Source organism: Methanomethylovorans sp., assembly GCF_041305605.1.
Lineage (GTDB): Archaea > Halobacteriota > Methanosarcinia > Methanosarcinales > Methanosarcinaceae > Methanomethylovorans.
Window position 1 is genome coordinate 1 of the sequence record NZ_JBFYLB010000174.1, and the last position, 16602, is coordinate 16602.

Annotated in this window: 14 protein-coding genes; 8 read left to right on the forward strand and 6 right to left on the reverse strand. The window is 42.8% G+C overall.

Going from position 1 to position 16602, the window contains the following annotated elements:
• Window positions 1–6 precede the first annotated feature (6 nt).
• On the forward strand, window positions 7–177 hold the full coding sequence (locus ACCM36_RS11130; RefSeq protein ID WP_370573848.1) for a Fic family protein: 171 nt from the start codon (window positions 7–9) through the stop codon (window positions 175–177).
• A gap of 12 nt (window positions 178–189) precedes the next feature.
• On the opposite strand, the gene ACCM36_RS11135 is transcribed toward ACCM36_RS11130, so the two are convergent.
• Together ACCM36_RS11135 and ACCM36_RS11140 are read right to left on the reverse strand one after the other, a co-directional pair.
• Window positions 190–2370, reverse strand: a complete 2181-nt coding sequence (locus ACCM36_RS11135; RefSeq protein WP_370573836.1) for a diphthine--ammonia ligase — start codon at window positions 2368–2370, stop codon at window positions 190–192.
• Window positions 2371–2485: 115 nt separating this feature from the next.
• Window positions 2486–2887, reverse strand: coding sequence for a hypothetical protein (locus tag ACCM36_RS11140; RefSeq protein ID WP_370573837.1), 402 nt, complete (start codon window positions 2885–2887; stop codon window positions 2486–2488).
• A 267-nt stretch (window positions 2888–3154) separates the two neighbouring features.
• On the opposite strand from ACCM36_RS11140, the gene ACCM36_RS11145 reads away from it, so the two are divergent.
• The 3 genes from ACCM36_RS11145 (at window position 3155) to purQ (ending at window position 4730) form a co-directional block, all read left to right on the forward strand.
• Window positions 3155–3721: a CDP-alcohol phosphatidyltransferase family protein gene (locus ACCM36_RS11145; protein ID WP_370573838.1), complete on the forward strand. Its 567-nt coding sequence runs from the start codon at window positions 3155–3157 to the stop codon at window positions 3719–3721.
• Between the two features lie 62 nt (window positions 3722–3783).
• Window positions 3784–4032: a phosphoribosylformylglycinamidine synthase subunit PurS gene (gene purS, locus ACCM36_RS11150; RefSeq protein WP_370573839.1), complete on the forward strand. Its 249-nt coding sequence runs from the start codon at window positions 3784–3786 to the stop codon at window positions 4030–4032.
• Window positions 4032–4730: a phosphoribosylformylglycinamidine synthase subunit PurQ gene (purQ, locus tag ACCM36_RS11155; protein ID WP_370573840.1), complete on the forward strand. Its 699-nt coding sequence runs from the start codon at window positions 4032–4034 to the stop codon at window positions 4728–4730. The genes purS and purQ overlap by 1 nt, the downstream gene beginning before the upstream one ends.
• Window positions 4731–4732: 2 nt before the next feature.
• On the opposite strand, the gene rnhB is transcribed toward purQ, so the two are convergent.
• The 3 genes from rnhB to ACCM36_RS11170 are packed head-to-tail and all read right to left on the reverse strand — an operon-like array spanning window position 4733 to window position 10045.
• Window positions 4733–5383 (reverse strand): ribonuclease HII, encoded by a 651-nt coding sequence (rnhB, locus tag ACCM36_RS11160; protein ID WP_370573841.1) that lies wholly within the window; start codon window positions 5381–5383, stop codon window positions 4733–4735.
• A 40-nt stretch (window positions 5384–5423) separates the two neighbouring features.
• Window positions 5424–7676 carry a type II secretion system F family protein gene (locus ACCM36_RS11165; RefSeq protein WP_370573842.1) on the reverse strand — a complete coding sequence of 751 codons (2253 nt, stop codon included), beginning with the start codon at window positions 7674–7676 and terminating at the stop codon, window positions 5424–5426.
• Between the two features lie 17 nt (window positions 7677–7693).
• Window positions 7694–10045, reverse strand: coding sequence for a type II/IV secretion system ATPase subunit (locus tag ACCM36_RS11170; RefSeq protein ID WP_370573843.1), 2352 nt, complete (start codon window positions 10043–10045; stop codon window positions 7694–7696).
• A gap of 452 nt (window positions 10046–10497) precedes the next feature.
• Between ACCM36_RS11170 and ACCM36_RS11175 the strand changes: the two genes are divergently transcribed.
• From ACCM36_RS11175 to ACCM36_RS11190, 4 genes are all read left to right on the forward strand, one after another.
• A complete protein-coding gene (locus ACCM36_RS11175; protein ID WP_370573844.1) occupies window positions 10498–12360 on the forward strand; it encodes a PAS domain S-box protein in 1863 nt (620 codons plus the stop codon).
• A gap of 612 nt (window positions 12361–12972) precedes the next feature.
• Window positions 12973–13896, forward strand: coding sequence for a UbiA family prenyltransferase (locus ACCM36_RS11180; protein WP_370573845.1), 924 nt, complete (start codon window positions 12973–12975; stop codon window positions 13894–13896).
• Window positions 13897–13991: 95 nt separating this feature from the next.
• A complete protein-coding gene (pheT, locus tag ACCM36_RS11185) occupies window positions 13992–15608 on the forward strand; it encodes a phenylalanine--tRNA ligase subunit beta (RefSeq protein WP_370573846.1) in 1617 nt (538 codons plus the stop codon).
• A 219-nt stretch (window positions 15609–15827) separates the two neighbouring features.
• Window positions 15828–16334, forward strand: a complete 507-nt coding sequence (locus ACCM36_RS11190) for a chemotaxis protein CheW (RefSeq protein ID WP_370573847.1) — start codon at window positions 15828–15830, stop codon at window positions 16332–16334.
• A gap of 128 nt (window positions 16335–16462) precedes the next feature.
• Here the strand turns inward: ACCM36_RS11190 and ACCM36_RS11195 are convergent, their stop codons facing one another.
• Complete coding sequence (locus ACCM36_RS11195) at window positions 16463–16600, reverse strand: CorA family divalent cation transporter (RefSeq protein WP_370573849.1); 138 nt, start codon at window positions 16598–16600, stop codon at window positions 16463–16465.
• Window positions 16601–16602 lie beyond the last annotated feature (2 nt).

Sequence of the window (16602 nt, forward strand, 5' to 3'; positions counted from 1 at the left end):
CAAGAACTGCAGAATGTCATGAAATTAAAAGACAATGAACATTTCAGAAAGAAATATCTTATGCCTGCTCTGGAAAATGGTCTAATTGAAATGACTATTCCAGATAAACCCCGTAGCGGCAAGCAGAAATATAAACTTACGGAAAAAGGTCGAATGTTGCGGGAAAAAGAGAAGTGAATTCAATTGAATTCATTCCTCTGTCTTATCCACCAGCACAGCATCCGTTATAGCGACCTTAGCCGTGTACTCGTCAAGCTCGATGACCTCAAATTCGCGGATCTCGATCTTCTTTTTGTACATGGGTGCATCTATTACGAAGCTTTCGAACTCGCCGCCTTCACCGGCAACGTTGAGGCCGATCTTCTCGTTGAGCTTCACAAGGCGTGCTATGTCGTTTTCCGTAATGATGCGCCCAACCCATTTACTGTTCAGGCCGTAGGCTGCCACGCTGCTGAAAATGAACCTGAAGCCCAGGGCAAGCAATTGCTTCATCTCTTTTTCCTGATCAATATGCCACAGGGGTGAGAATACCTTAAGGCCAAGTTCATCGCATATCCTCTCGATCCGCTCCCTCTGGTAATTGGAGTACAAAGCGCCCGTGACAACTCCCTCGATGCCAAATTCCTGCTTAGCACGCAGGATGGCTTTCTTCAGGTCTTCCAGTTCGGTTTCCTTCTCGCCTTGCGTGATCTGCTCTATGAGAGGGATTCCCATGGACTCTGCCTGCAATTGCGCCAGGCCGATATTGGGTGTGTGGAACATGTAAGAATCAGGATTGATGCTCTTTATGGTGATCAGGCACTCAATGGCATAGTTCTGCTGCTGCATGATGTACATGGCATAATTGCTGTCCTTGCCTGAACTGAACAACACTCCCAATTTAAGGTTCGGATATTCATAGAACTGTTTCAGGTAACCGGTCTTGGTGTCATACCCTGTTCTTCTGGTAAGCTTGTCGATGGCCTTATCGAACCTGCTGCCATACTGGGCAGCCTGTTTTTTCCTGCGGGTGAACTCTGCAGGTATACCAAGCCTTTCACCTACCCTGCGCAGGATAAGCTTGTTCTCTTCCCCATTGATCTTGAATTCCGGTGGTATCTTCAGCCCGTACTCCACGAACCTCTTATCCAGGTACGGCACCCGCATCTCGATGTTGTTGTACATGGACACAACATCGTCCCTGTAGGTGTTCTTCTCGTAGATCTTCAGAATATCGGCATAACAATCCCTGCTGATATCCGTGGAACGCTTATGCCTGTCGTATCCTGCGAACAGCTCATCTGCCCCTGAACCGGAGAACATGACGCGCATACCGTCCTCCTTTGCAGCCTTGCAGGCAGTATACATGGTAAGCGCCACCCCGACCTTAGGAACATTCGTATCCTCCACCAGGGGCACCACCGTCTTGAGGTACTCTTCAACCTGTTCCAGGTCGATCTGATACACCACAAGCTCAAGTCCCAGGGATTCCGCCACCTTCTTTGCATATTCTATATCCGGAGGCTCCTGCACGTCTTTCAGACCCGCACTGTAGCATTTGAAGTCCTTTCCGGGAATTTTTCCAAGTTTTTTGCACATGTAAGCCAGGATGGTGGAATCCAGGCCGCCGGAGAACAGTATCCCAAAGGGTTCGTCCGGAAAACGGATGTTGACAGCATTTTCAAGCAACTGCTGCACTTGTTCTGTCATTTGCTCAAAAGTGCCTTCATGCTGTGGCGATATAGAGAAGAAATTCCGGGTGTAACGATCAACTGTTCCACTTTGGATGCCATAGGCCAGGATCTCCCTGGGGTTGAGTTCTTTTATGTCCGTATAGCCTGTAGCCTTCAGTGCCTTTTTCTCCGAGGTGAAAGCAAAGCCCTCTGAAAGGCTGTACCAGAGGGGTTTCAGGCCGATGATATCCCTGGCAATATAAACTACGCCTTCCTGCCAGTACACAAATGCGTACACACCCCTGAGCATGTCCAGAGTGCCACTGATATTTTGCATCACTGCTGTGGGGTCAGAGGTATTCACATTGTCATCATGCAGCCTTTGCTCTATGAGCCTCACAAGCATATCCGAATCATTGGAAGCATCGATCCGAAAGGTTTCTGCCAGTTCCTTCCAGTTGTAGATCTCACAATTGGATGCGAAGCGTCCTTCATAAACAAGCGGCTGCCTGGTAAAATTCACCATGGAATGCAGGGTATGGCCTATAATATTGATATCACGCGGGAGGGCCAGGTTCTCAGGAACATCCGCATATTCCACCCACTCGTTCCCTGCAGTTCCTGCCCCGTCCTTTCCGCGATCAACCAGTATATGCAAAGCCCTGAGCGTAAGTTCAGCAGCGTTCTCTCTGTTTAAAAAACCAGTAATACCGCACATTTTTCTGTTCCTGCTAATTCTCTGTCGGATCAGCAGGATAAATGCGGTTCCTTGCTAATAACCTATCGCATCTGGTCTCCAGGCATCGAAGGCCCTGTCGGAAAAAGTTTCAGGATCAGGGATTACAGTTAAACTGCATCCTTTCCTCGGGAGTTAATGCAATATAGAACCTTAGGATGTCATCAGGATCTATGTCGTCTGCGAGTTTGTATCCTCTCTCTGCACCGGCATTAAGGAACTTTTCTTCTTTTTCATGCTTCTTCATTATAAGTTCCCGTATCATCTCATCGCTCATGGAGGACATATCGACCTTTCTAAGCAATCCGATGTTGATGAAATTCTCTTCTATGCGCTTGTAAAGCTCATCGGTGGTCCGGCATTTTGGCTTTTCCTCCGCCACTGTTTCTGTGTCCAGTAAAAAGATTTCTTCTCCATTCTCTTTTCTATAGGACAAAGCGATCTTCTTCATTACTATATTGCCGTTCTCGCAAACCACCATATTACGCTCAGGTCTCATTTTTGTTACCTCTTGCTGGGCGGTTGATCAACTAGACCCTGGATGGATGTACCACCACCTTCTTCCAGCATCAGGTAAAAATCACTCAAATTCATATTTAATGTTTTCTATTCTCTACTGTATAATACTTCTCATAATCATCATAGCGCAGTTTTACACAGTTGTTTGTTTCTGATCATAACCGACAACTAAAATAATATTATTGTCAAAATTGCATGAGATAGTGAGGGATGCATCATTTTCAACAAGTTAAAAAGTACCATCAGAATGTCTATATTACCTCTGGCCAAAGGAATACCAGTTTCTCCTAACATGCTTACTGTCATAGGTCTTGCTGTAAGCATTGTAACAGCAATGATCTTTGCCAGAGGCTATGTGGTGCTGGGCGGCGTGTTCATCCTTGTCAGCGGTGTTTTTGATGTACTTGACGGCGCAGTGGCCCGAGCTTCTAACAGGATGACAGCCTTTGGAGCTGTGCTGGACTCCGTATGTGATCGCTATGCGGATGCTATTATCTTTGTTGGCATCATTTATGGTCTGCTCAGCGGGCAGATCATGTCATATCCACTGTTCATGGTCCCGGATTGGCTCTGGTGTTCCCTTGCCCTTATTGGTTCTTATCTTGTCAGTTATACGAGGGCGCGTTCCGAGGCGGCAGGTGCCAGATCCATGGACATCGGCTTTGCCGAAAGGCCGGAGAGGATGATCCTGCTGGTACTGGGTGCGTTCACAGGTTATTTACTGCCGGCGATAGCTTTGATAGTTATTCTTACTCACATCACTTCTTTGCAGAGGCTGATACAGGCAGAACGCTCTCTTAGGCCCGGACCATAAAGCGTTATTTTTAATTGCGTAGTCTGTTATACTATAGCAACTAATCCAACTGAGGATATACAATGAGATATGAAGCTGATGTGATCATCGAATTAAAATCCGGTATGCTTGACCCGGAAGGTACTACTATTAAAAGAGCACTGGAACACTTGGGATACACCCCGGAAAGTGTGAAGACTGCAAAGAAATATACCATCATCCTCGAGTCAAACAACATCCATGATGCAAGAGAGAATGTGGAACAAATGTGCCAGAAGCTCATTGCAAATCCAATAATACATAATTATACTATCAATTTGAGGGAAATCTGATGACCATTGCCATTGTCCAGTTCGGCGGCAGTAACTGTGACCAGGATGTGTTCCACGTCCTGAAAGATGTTGTAGGCCTGGATGCAAGACTTGTATGGTACAAGGAAGAAAGCCTCTCAGATTTTGAAGGTGTGGTGATTCCCGGCGGATTCTCTTACGGCGATTACCTCAGGGCCGGTGCCATAGCAGCCCGCACTCCCATAATGGAGTCGGTGAAGAAACTGGCTGCAGAGGGAAAACCCGTTCTCGGTATATGCAATGGCTTCCAGGTATTGACCGAATCTGGTCTGCTTGCAGGTGCTCTGACAACCAACATGTACCCCAAGTTCAGATGTCAGCCTACCTGTCTGCGTGTGGAGAGCACAGGAACACCTTTCACCTCCAGGTTCAGGAAAGGTGAAGTGGTGAGTATCCCTATAGCACATAAGGAAGGCAATTTCTATGCCAATGAAACGACTCTGGCTCAGCTGGAAAACGATGACCTTGTAGTTTTCAGATATGTAAATGCAGAAGGCTATGTTACTGATGAGGTCAATCCTAACGGGTCACAGGAGAACATCGCAGGCATTGTCAGTACTTCCCGTAATGTACTGGGCATGATGCCACATCCTGAAAGAGCTTCAGAGGATATCCTCGGTTCAAAGGACGGGCTTAAAGTATTCCAGTCCATGGCAGACTACATAACAGGTTCTGCCTGAACTTATTTTCCTTTTAGTACGTTCTCAGCGGTCTTCCAGGAATGCCTGACAAACTCCGGCAGGGTACCATGTTCCCTGCTCCAGTTCTCCAGAAACCGCTGTGTTTTCGGATCAGAAGGATAACCGCTCCCAATATCAATGCCAATTTTCTTTTCCAGCTCTTTTATCAGTTCATCCCTTCTTACCTTAGCCACAATGGAAGCTGCTGATACTACAGGATAAGTAGCATCGGCCTGGTGTTCGGAAACCACAGACAGCTCTTTGGCCTTTTCAGGGTACTTCTGTGCATACTGTGTTTTCAGGTTTGCCCCGAACCTCGCTGCATTCACGTCCGCAGCATCGACATAGACCATATCGGGCTGCAATTCTTCAAGCACTCTGGAAAATCCCAGGACCATTATCTGGTTCATGCTCATGACCTTACGCAGCTCATCTATCTGCGAGGAAGATACTTCAAAAATGTAGACCTTTTGTGCATATTTCCTGATCTGATGTGCGAGGTGTTCTCTTTTCTTAGGTGCGAGTTTCTTGGAATCAGCTACTCCCAGATTCTTCAGGGAATCCAGCTTTTCCTTCTCAGCAAGCACTCCACCTATGCACATAGGACCAATCACAGGTCCCTTTCCGGCTTCATCTATTCCTGCTATCCTCATTTCTTATTACAACTAGTGCAATGCATAAAAGTTGATATGGTCAGATGAACAGTGTGAAGATAATAAAACCTATGGTCATCATGATTATTGAATGCTTAAGCCCGGACATTACGCTTCCTTCTCCCATAGCTCCGGCCATCAGTCCGGAGCTAAGTCCCTGGATCAGGGCTGCGTGTTTGAACAGCTGGGTATAGGCATCCAGGTCGAAACTTCCCAGGAAGCCCCCGGTAGATCCCGAAGCAGCCATTTTCTCACCAGCTGCGGCCATTTCAGAGAGGAATGTAGTGGATATAACGAATATCACGCCTACGAACACCAGGAAAGATATGTAAATTATCACGATATAGATCATCATGCTCATACTTCTTTCACGGCGCATGGCCTGTTCTGAGGCCGCATCCCTCGCAGCAACAATAAGCACTTCACCGATATCCCCGCTGGACTCATTTGCCTTGGTGATGAGCGAAAGGGATCGGGTGATAACCTGTGTTCTTAACCTGTTGGCGAAACGTATCAAAGAGTCGTTAATGTCAAGTCCCCAGGTAATATCGTTCCATATCTTCCTTGTTTCCTTACTAAGGGCGTTTGTATCTGATTTTGCCATCAGGTGTATGGAATCCCTCAGGGTCATACCGGTTTCATTAGTACTTGCCAGCTTCTTGAGCATATCAGGGAAATTGTTCTCTATCTTTTTCTTCTTCATATTCTTGATCTCATGGAATATGGTCAGCGGGATCAGTACAATGAAAAGCGAAAGAACAAGTTTGTCGTCAATGAAATCCACCAGTTGTGCAGGAGTCACGATACTATGCATGTTCAGGATGAAAGGTATCATCAGTACCAGCAATGCAATGGGAATGGTAGCTGCCGCAGAAAAGAGGGGTTTAGCGAACATAGGTGCAAGAGGATTCTTTAATGTGTTCTTCAAATTGAGTTGCTTTTTGGATCTACTAAAATTCTCAAAGTATTGTCTTTGATTTACTTTCTCTTCGTTCTCTTCGATAAGCATTCCATTTTCATCGAATTGCTGTTGCAGATCCTGGGGAACCTGCGGTATACCATGATTTAATACTATGCGCGTAGGCAAGAGCTCAGGTTCTCCCATCTCACTGGGCGTGATTATACTGATCATGACCACGAACATCACTGAACCCACTGGTAGTACTCCGTAGATCACAGCGTATATCATAGTGGTCGTACCAGACCCCATGACCGCCATCATGACACCCATTATAATTATAAACAGGGGACCAGCCACGAATGCAGTTACATACGACTCAGCCAGTAATCCCAACGTTTCCAGAAATCCCTTCTGGTCAGTCTGTGATTTCTGCAGGTAGTTTTCGGACTTGTCCTGAAAATATTTAGGTATACTTCCACCACTATCGATCACTGTAAGCAGGTTATACATAAGGTCCTGGAAACGGTCGGAAGGTGTGATCGCACACGCATTTGACAGTGCTGTTCTCAGATCATGGCCGAAATAGTCCATATCCCTCACAATTGCATCCACTTCCAGTGAGACCTCACCGTATGTATTCACCGACTTTGCAAGGGCTTTGAACACATCAATGATATTCATGCCTCCCTTGCTCATAGCATACATAAAGGTCACAGCGTATGGCAGTTGTCGGTTGATCTTTCCCTTTCTCTCACTTGCCTGAAAGCCGGGGTACATCATGAACAAAGCATACGTTACTCCACCCAGGAAAATAGTGGAAAATACTATTATTAAAAGGGCAATGAACAATTCCTTGAATTGTAATAACCAGGCAGTGGATGAACTGAAGGTAAGTTGTGTTATTTGTGATGGAAGTCCGATCACCGATACAACAGTGTAAGCCACAAGCAATCCCAGGATGGCACCTGCAATACCACACAAAAGAGAGTAGAAAATAGCATTGGAGATATACATCTCATATGATATGGGTATGCGGGCTTGTTTAAGCTGGACCTGCAGGTTGGCATAACTTCCCTTTTTCTCCTTTATCTTGTCTCCAAGGATCACAAAAGGTATCTTCTTAAGTATGTTCAAATAAGAGATGAACTTATGTTCCATCGATGATCCATGAGGGCTGTTTACATTTTTTCCCCGTGACGAGAAAGAAGTAATAATATCTTTTATTCGTGCTTTTGGATCTCTCTCTCTCTTTTTCCGGGATATTGGTCCAGTGTTGGTCTCAGGTTTTTCCACAGCCTGCTCTTCTTTCAGCAAGCTCTGCTCATCTGTAGGTTCAGATGCCTGTTTTTCATTCATATTGGCCGTATCGATCTCACCGTTCTCGTTATTCATGATCCGACCTGTGATATTCATTCAAGGTTCAGTTTCTTCAGGAGCTTTTCAGGTGTAGATTGGTATGCATTGATGGTGTCAGATATCTCTTTGAATCCAGTGTAATTATTTTTAACCATGTATTCCAGTATTCTTTTTCTGTTGCGTAGTTCCTGGTCTACCTTTGAACTTGTCCATCCCCTGCGCAGCCTTATGTCCATAAGAGCTTTGGATTCTCCTGTCCTCATGAACACGTCCCTTTCGGAATCCCATGCAAAAATATCGTTAGTTCGGATGTTCCTGGTATTAGGATCAATATCAGTGATCTCTACCAGCTTGATATTTCTTCTTACACGTTTACCTTTAGTGTAAGTCTGGGATTGGATGCTCATTATATCCAATGCCTGGATCATAGTACGAGGTACACTGATAGGTGGATTCTCAAGTCTGTGAATAGCAGATGCTACCGAATCTGCATGCATCGTGGAGAAAGTTGTGTGTCCGGTTGACATGGCCTGGAAAAGTGTGAGTGCTTCCTTTCCTCTCACTTCACCTACAAGCAAGTATTCCGGTCTTTGTCTTAAGGCAGCCTTAAGCAAGTCATACATATCCACAGCTCCACGTTCATCTGCAGTGAAAGAATCCCTGGTCACACTAGGTATCCAGTTAGGGTGGGGTAATTTCAGTTCCCGTGTATCTTCCAGGGTGATTATCTTTGCTTTCTCAGGAATGAACAGGGAGACAGCGTTAAGAGATGACGTTTTACCTGATGCGGTACCTCCTGCATAGATCAGGCTCTTATTATTTTCAATGCACAGCCAAAGATAAGCCATAGATTCAGCTGAGAATGTACCCCATTTTATAAGATCCACAGGGGTGATCGGAACTTCACTGAACTTACGTATGGTAAAAGTACTGCCATGTGCAGTGACACATGTTCCAAGGGTCATCTGGATCCTGGATCCGTCAGGCATAGTGGCATCAACCATGGGTTCTGCCACAGATATGTGTTTCCCGCTTCTCTGTGCAAGCTGGATTATGAATGAGTTAAGTTCTTCTTCATGAAACACAACATTTGTTGCAATGTTAGTGTGTTTTCGATGGTACAGGAAGATGGGCACATCATGTCCGTTACCTGAAACATCTTCTATGGAATCATCATGCATAAGTGGGTCGATCTTATTGAACCATATAAAGTCTCTTTTTATATAGTAGGAGATCTTTGCCAGCATCGCAGGTGTAACTTCGATCGCGTAATCTTTTACGATGGAGGCGATCTTCATGTCCAGTATTTTTTCCTTCTCTCCATTTTCTTTTACTTTTTCCACAAGCAGTACATCTCGGAGTCGATCTTTGATTTCAGTAAGGAAAATTTGTTCAAAATCGGTCAGTTCGGGTTCCACTACATAGTATAGATGATTGTTCCGCTCAGGATTGAACAGGATAGCTACGAAAGTATAAGGTTCACTGACCCAGTAACGTTCCACTTCTTCATAACCTGCCAATCCATTAAAATGTGATATTTGGCCGTGTATAATAGGATCGTATTTCTCGATCTCCTGTTCTTCCTGCTGGAACAGACTGCGAATCTTCTCTATGACCGATGGCTTTTTTTTCAAATCTTCTTCAGATAACTTACATTCGCTTGCAACTGTTTTTTCGGTGATCTCACTTCCGGTATCAGCTACAAGTGTGTTATCTGGTTGTGTTTCCTTTTCATTGGTTATTATTGATATCTTTATAGTTTCTTCTGGCACTGGTATCTTTTCAGTGTCCATCTCTGCCAGGAGGGTACCTGGCCCATCTGTGATTTCTTGTAAAACGGTGGTAGTCTCAAATGATATCGTTGGGCTCTGCTCTATGAGAGGCATTTTATTTTCAATATTTGGAAGGTCAGAGCTTTCTTTTTTATACTTATTGTCTACTTTGCCTTGTGTGCTCTCTTCAATATTCCGTGGCATTCCAAATTTAGGGGAACGTGGTACCAGTATTTCAATATCTCTGAGCAAAGACTCTGCACTTTCACCGGTTTTAAATATCTTTGATACTGCTTCATTTTGTTCTGTTTTTCTTTCTGGTCCAATATCTTCATTGATCTTAGGTATATTTTCTTTTCTTGATAACAGGCTTTGATATATTTGTGGCTCGCTGCTTTGGGCTTTTACTCTTGGACGATAGATGGGGATATCCGGGGCGTCAGTTTCTTTTTTATCATCTTCAATATCATTTTTCTTTTCTAATATTTTTGTATCTTTTTGCTGTAACATGCCAAGCTCATCCATAACTTGTTTTGTAGTCACCTCCTTAACTATTTCATGTTCGTTATTTTCATATTCACTTTCCAGGTCCGCTTTCTTGTCTTCATCGTTCACACTGGAATTCTCGCTCATTTTTCCACCAATCGTTATTACAATATTATATTTAAATACTATTATATTACTTTTATAGATGATTTGTCGTTATATATAGTTATTGTTACACAATTGATTAAATTTCGATACTTACCTCGTCTTATTAAGTCAGATCTTGTAAGGAGTTACAGTCACAATCGAATGTAATTTCTATTGTTTCTCCGCTAATATCGCATTCATTTATATGCCGAAGAGTACGGCATAGATTCGGAAAATAGATAGCAGCTACAAAATCTATGCAGAAAGATATATATAAGATATGATTATACATTTAATTGTTTATTCTAATCCCTTTCAAGAGTAATTCTGTTGTTATCATGATCACTGGAAACAAGTGTTTTGATCCCCAAAGTGCAAAATCTACACATTCTGCATTAAATGCAGATATGTTGCGCAGATTGGTTCAAGATCTTGAAAATGGTGAATCCTCAATGGCAGCATTTTGTTTTGAAACTATGGGTGCCATGATGGTTGTACTGGATAAAGATATGCGTATTCAACGCGTGAGTACAAGAACATCTGCAATATTGGTTTGCAAAGGAACAGAGATCAAAGGTATGGATTGGTTTGAGGCTTTTGTTCCAGAAGAAGTGCGCGATGATGTAAGAGAAAAATGCTATTCTTTTTTGTCGGACACTTCATCTTCTCCCATGGATCTCGAATGCTCTCTTATTACACTTGATGGTGAATATTCGTATTGCTGGAAGGTATATCCTCTGAAAGTAACAGAAGAGGACACAGTAAGCCTGTTGATGATCCTTGAAGATAGTTCGAATTCAAGATGTTTGGATGAGCAAGTTCGCAGAATGGAAGAAAAGTACACTTCCTTTGTGCAGAATTTTAAAGGGATACTTCTTCAGGCGGATCCCTATTGCAATATACATTTCATTGCAGGTGCCGTACAACGCATAACAGGCTACGAAAATGAAGATTTCCTTTCCGGAAGAGTTAATTGGGCACATTTGTTGCATCCGGATGACCTCTCCTCTTTCAGTCGACATGCTGAAAAAGCCATGCGCATATCCGGATATTCCGGTGAGCATAGCTATCGTATCGTGCGCATAGACGGCCGTGTTAAATGGGTCAATATCCATCTCCATAATACATGTTCCGCAGATGATGATCCTGCTTGTATGCAGGCAATAGTTTATGATATATCTAACCTTAAGCAGGCTGAAGAACTTGTAATTAAAGAACGGAACAAAGCTCATCAGTATCTCGATGTGGCAGGATCTCTTATTGGTGTGGTTAATACAGACATGAAGATCGTGCTGGTTAACAGGAAGGCCTGTGAAGTTCTTGGATATGCTGAGAATGAGGTTCTCGGCAGGAACTGGTTCGATACTTTCGTTCCTGACCGGGTACGCAATATAACAAAAGAGAGTTTTAAGAAGATCATTGCAGGTGAAATGATACCACCTTCCTTTATGGAGAATTATGTGCAAACTCGGGCCGGAGAAGAAAGGCTCATTCTCTGGCATGATGTAGTGCTTAGGGATGAAATTGGCCGTATTATGGGCACTATCAGTTCCGGAGAGGACATCACTGAGCGTAAAAAGAAAGAGGTGGAACTTGCAAAAGCCTATGAAGAGTTAAAATCCATGGATAAAATGAAGGATGAATTCCTTTCAAATCTCAGTCATGAGCTCAAGACCCCACTTATCAGTATCAAAGGTTATAGTGAGCTTCTTGATGAAGGGGTACTGGGTTCCCTTAATGAGAAGCAGAAAAAGGCTATGGGTGCGATTGTACGCAATTCAGCACGCCTTAAAAGGCTCATAGATTCCCTGCTCTTCTTGAACATTGTGAATGCAGGGAAGGCAAAATATAAGTTCGATCCTGTCAGCCTGAAGGAACTTGTGGACCAGGCATTGTATTCATTGGATTCACAGATAAAACAATCCCGTATTAATGTGGAGTGTCATGTTTCATCATATGAACCCATGATCAGGGCTGATCAGGACTATATGCCTCAGGTGTTGTTACACATAATTGAGAACTCTATTAAGTTTACAGCGGCGGGTGGAAGTCTTTTCATAAACGTTAAGAGGGAGGAAGGTCGCCTTCACATGCAAGTCAAAGATACTGGTATTGGTATATCCCAGGCACAGTTAGGTGAGATATTCAAGAAATTCTATCAGATAGATGGTTCGATGACCAGAAGATATGGTGGCACAGGTTTGGGTCTTTATATCTGTAAGACCATTATTGATGCCCATGGTGGACAGATATGGATCGAAAGCGAGGAACATGTAGGTACCACTGTCCACATCACATTTCCTTTTTATCAATAAAAACATCTTTTTTTAAATTCAATTTATTTGACAATCCTTTTGCTTTTTAATTCATCTTTTTAAGTTACTTTAACTTTGCGTAGATCAAATCAATTATTGTAATTTTAAAGACTATTTTTTGTTCTTCTTTGAGCTCCATCTCAAATCCATTCATATATGTTTAATTTTTAATGTGCTATATTTGTGAACATATTTTTAAGTAATAATATAATATTTATGCCATATTATTTATGTAGATGTTCATCAAGGTGCTTTCTATTATCGATATGTGTGGCGCCCACTAATGTTTTATAAATAGCCTTTTATTTTATGGCTTTTATCTTGTGTAAAAAGCATGCAGATAAGCCATCATTTTACACAACAGTATAAGTATTCATGTGAACACACATAATTATTATATCGTATTTATAAATTTACTAATTCCCATGCTTATCTGGCTATTGATGTTGTTTTCTATCTATTCGGTCTCTAATGCGGACTTTGTCAGGAACATGTTTTTATGAACATAATTTTTATTTTGAACAAGAAATCAATTATTCGCACATATTTTCAGTCTAAATTATAATTTTATGTTCATAATACTTACAACCATGTCCACTCCCTGTCTAAATCATGGTTTCCATGTTCAAGTATGTATCAGCAAACAATAATGTTAGCATAGATATAGAAAAAATGCTTATCTCTTTCTGGAAGGAGTTCATATTTGGAGGTCATCTTTTTGCTCTTGGTGCTGTCTGCGTGATGGCAATGTGCTCTCTTATATTTGGGTTACCGATCGGATCGGACCTTCTGCTTGTGACCTATCTGATATTCTATCCTATCTACCTTTATGACTATACACGGGGTGCAGATGATGATCTGCTAACCAATTCCGCAAGGGCGAAGTACCTTTCTGGTAACAAGAAAGCATATATCGTTGTTGCAGGATCATTCGCTATTCTTACAATGCTTTTCATGCACTTCAGCAACAGTATAACAATGCTTCTGGGGTTTGTTGTGCTTGTACTTGGGCTTCTTTACAGTTCCTACTTCAAGAAACTTACAAAAAAGATAATTGCTTTTAAGAACTTCTTCGTTTCAGCTGTTTGGGCTTTGCTTGTCCTGTTCTTTTTCTTCTACTACTCCATTCCCATCACTGTGGCAGCTTTGATCATGGCAGGGTTTGTATTTACAAGAATGGTCGCCATCCAGATATTATTCGACGTGAGAGATGTAGAAGGTGACAGAAAGAACGGTCTTCTCACTATCCCGGTAGTGATGGGCAACCACAGGGAATTCGGATTGCTGAAATGTCTTAACATTGCATCCATTGCACTGTTGGTTTTTTCAGTTTTCGTCCATGTTCTTCCTCTCCTCTCTTTGAGCTTTGTACCTGTCATGTTCTATGCATTCGGCTATACTAAAAAAGTAAGAAAATCAATGAATAACTATGCTTTTTATCTCCTGGCAGCAGTAGAACCTATCATCTGGTTCAGCGTGGTCTTTTTTGGCAACAATCTGGGTAAGCTCACGGTTCTTGTATCAATCATGCTGTGAAGTATCTCAGGCATGGGCTGAACAAAAATATTAAATCTCAGATGGTTCATGTTCAGGTAGCATTCAGTCCTTCAATACATAAGAGGCTACATTCCATGCCAGTTATCACCCTAGATTACAATGACCTTGAAAAGCTTACAGGTGCCGATAGGAAAACCATTGTCAGCCGCATTCCAATGATTGGTGCGGATGTCGAACGTGTAGAAGATGATCACGTTGACATTGAGTTTTTCCCAAGCCGGCCGGACCTCTACAGTGTGGAGGGTGCCGCAAGGGCCATGCGCGGCTTCCTTGGGATTGAGAAAGGACTTTGCGAGTACGAGGTCAAACCTTATAGTGTTGAGATCTACAAAGATGCTGCAATAGATAAGGTAAGGCCTGTTCTGGGATGTGCCATAGTAAGAGGTGTGAAGTTCACTTCCTCATCAATAAAATCTCTTATGGACCTGCAGGAAGACCTTCACTGGGCTATCGGCCGTAACCGTAAGAAAGTTTCCATCGGTGTACACGATATGGCCTATATCGAACCACCTTTCAAATACCAGGCGGTAGATCCGGATTTCGCTTTCGTGCCTCTGGACTTCACAGAGCCTTTGTCCATGCGGGAAATACTTGAGCAGCATCCAAAAGGAGTGAAGTTTGCCCATCTTGTAGAAGGTCTGTCTAAATATCCACTTATCACAGATGCCAATGGTAATGTACTTTCTTTCCCGCCTATCATAAACGGTACTCTTACACGGGTGCACGAGGGCACTACAGATCTCTTTATTGACGTCACAGGTCTTAGTGATGCTGTATACACAGCTCTTATCATAGTCACAACTGCTCTTGCAGAGAGGGGTGGCCAGGTGGAGTTCGTACGCATCATCAATGCAGATGGTACGGAGAATATGACACCTGATATGGCTCCTGAAATACGTAAGCTCACTTCAGAGGAAGTATTGGATCTATCAGGTATCGAGCTTTCTCCTGAGGAGATAGCTGAAATGCTTGAACGTATGCGGTTTGGTGCAAAGATGGTGGGGGACGGCAGTGTGGAAGTTCAGGTTCCGGGTTACAGGGCCGATATTCTGGACAACTCGGACCTTATAGAGGACATAGCCATAGCCTACGGATATAAGAACATAAAGCCTATCTTCCCTATGAATGCTACGATCGGGACTCAGCACCCTGTTTCACTGGAGCGTGGCCACGTAAGAAGCATTATGGTAGGTCTTGGATATTCTGAAGTGATGCCATTTACACTTACCAGCGAAAAAGTTCACTTTGAATGGATGTGCCGTCCCGTGACCGATGATGTCACTTGTGTCATGCATCCCATCAGCGAAGATCAGACAATGGTGCGGACTACACTTTTGCCTAACCTGATGGAAATACTATCTCTTAACCAGCACAGGGAGCTGCCTCAACGTATATTTGAAGTAGGTGAGGTTGTGGTCAATGGGAAAAACGGTCTGCACCTTGCGGCAGTATCTATACATGCCACTGCAAATTTCACTGAAGTAAGAGAATTGGTTGATGCTCTCATGCGAGAAAAACAGATGCTGTATGAGGTTGTGAGATCAGAGGATCCTGCATTCATTAATGGCAGATGTGCTGATATCCTTGTCAACGGAAGTAAGATAGGTGTCATAGGTGAACTTTATCCGCAGGTGTTGGTTAATTTTGGATTGGGGCAGCCTGTTGTAGGCTTTGAACTGAAGCTTATTTAGGAGTTTTTTGTAAAGTAATATGGCCCATGTTATATTATTTTTTCATGGTGCCACCATTGCTTATCTTATCTATTCTCCGGACAGTCGGTTTAAACTTTATACTAATTTTAAGACTAGGTCCATTTTCTTTATGTGCTCTCAATAAGAAGAAACTTTCATAAGAATGTTTATATACATTTTATTATTATAATAACATTCTATATCTTTCGAGGTATCTTCATGGCAGAATTAGCACTAAAAAAAGAAACAGGACTGAAAAAAGAAACACGTTCTGAAGAACTGTTGCAACTTGTGGTATTCCAGCTGGCTGAAGAAGAGTTTGGACTTGATATCATGCAGGTGCAGGAGATAATCCGAATACCTGACATCACACGTATTCCTCATTCCCCTGATTATGTTAAAGGTGTCATCAACTTAAGGGGCAAGATCATAACGGTCATTAACCTTGATACAAGATTCGGTATGCAGCAAAAGGAACACGATGATAACTCGCGCATCATAGTAGCGGAAGTCGATGAAAATGTTGTTGGTATGGTTGTGGACTCTGTAAGTGAGGTCATGAGATTGTCCTCATCCACGGTGGAGCCAGTACCTGATCTAATCTCCGGCAAGATCAATGCTAACTATTTAAAAGGTGTTGGTAAGCTGGAAGACAGAATGCTGATCCTTCTGGACATTACAAAGGTAGTAATGGAAGATGCTCCCTCAAAAGTAGCATATTGCTGATCAATACACCATCTTGTGATGAAATATGATCTTTCGATGGTGTGCACTTTACATCATCGAAAAGATATAGATCTACAATGGGATACTTAGTTTTAGCCAGTTGTGGCATTCGGGTACATTTGTATTTTTTAGAATAGTTCCTTTCTGACCATAAATACTGATAATATCACAGAGAACAATGTTGACATCATAAATATTATCATAAAAGCATGTGGATTGCTCTGGAAAGGGACATGTACGTTCATGCCAAAAAAACTGGCGACCATCG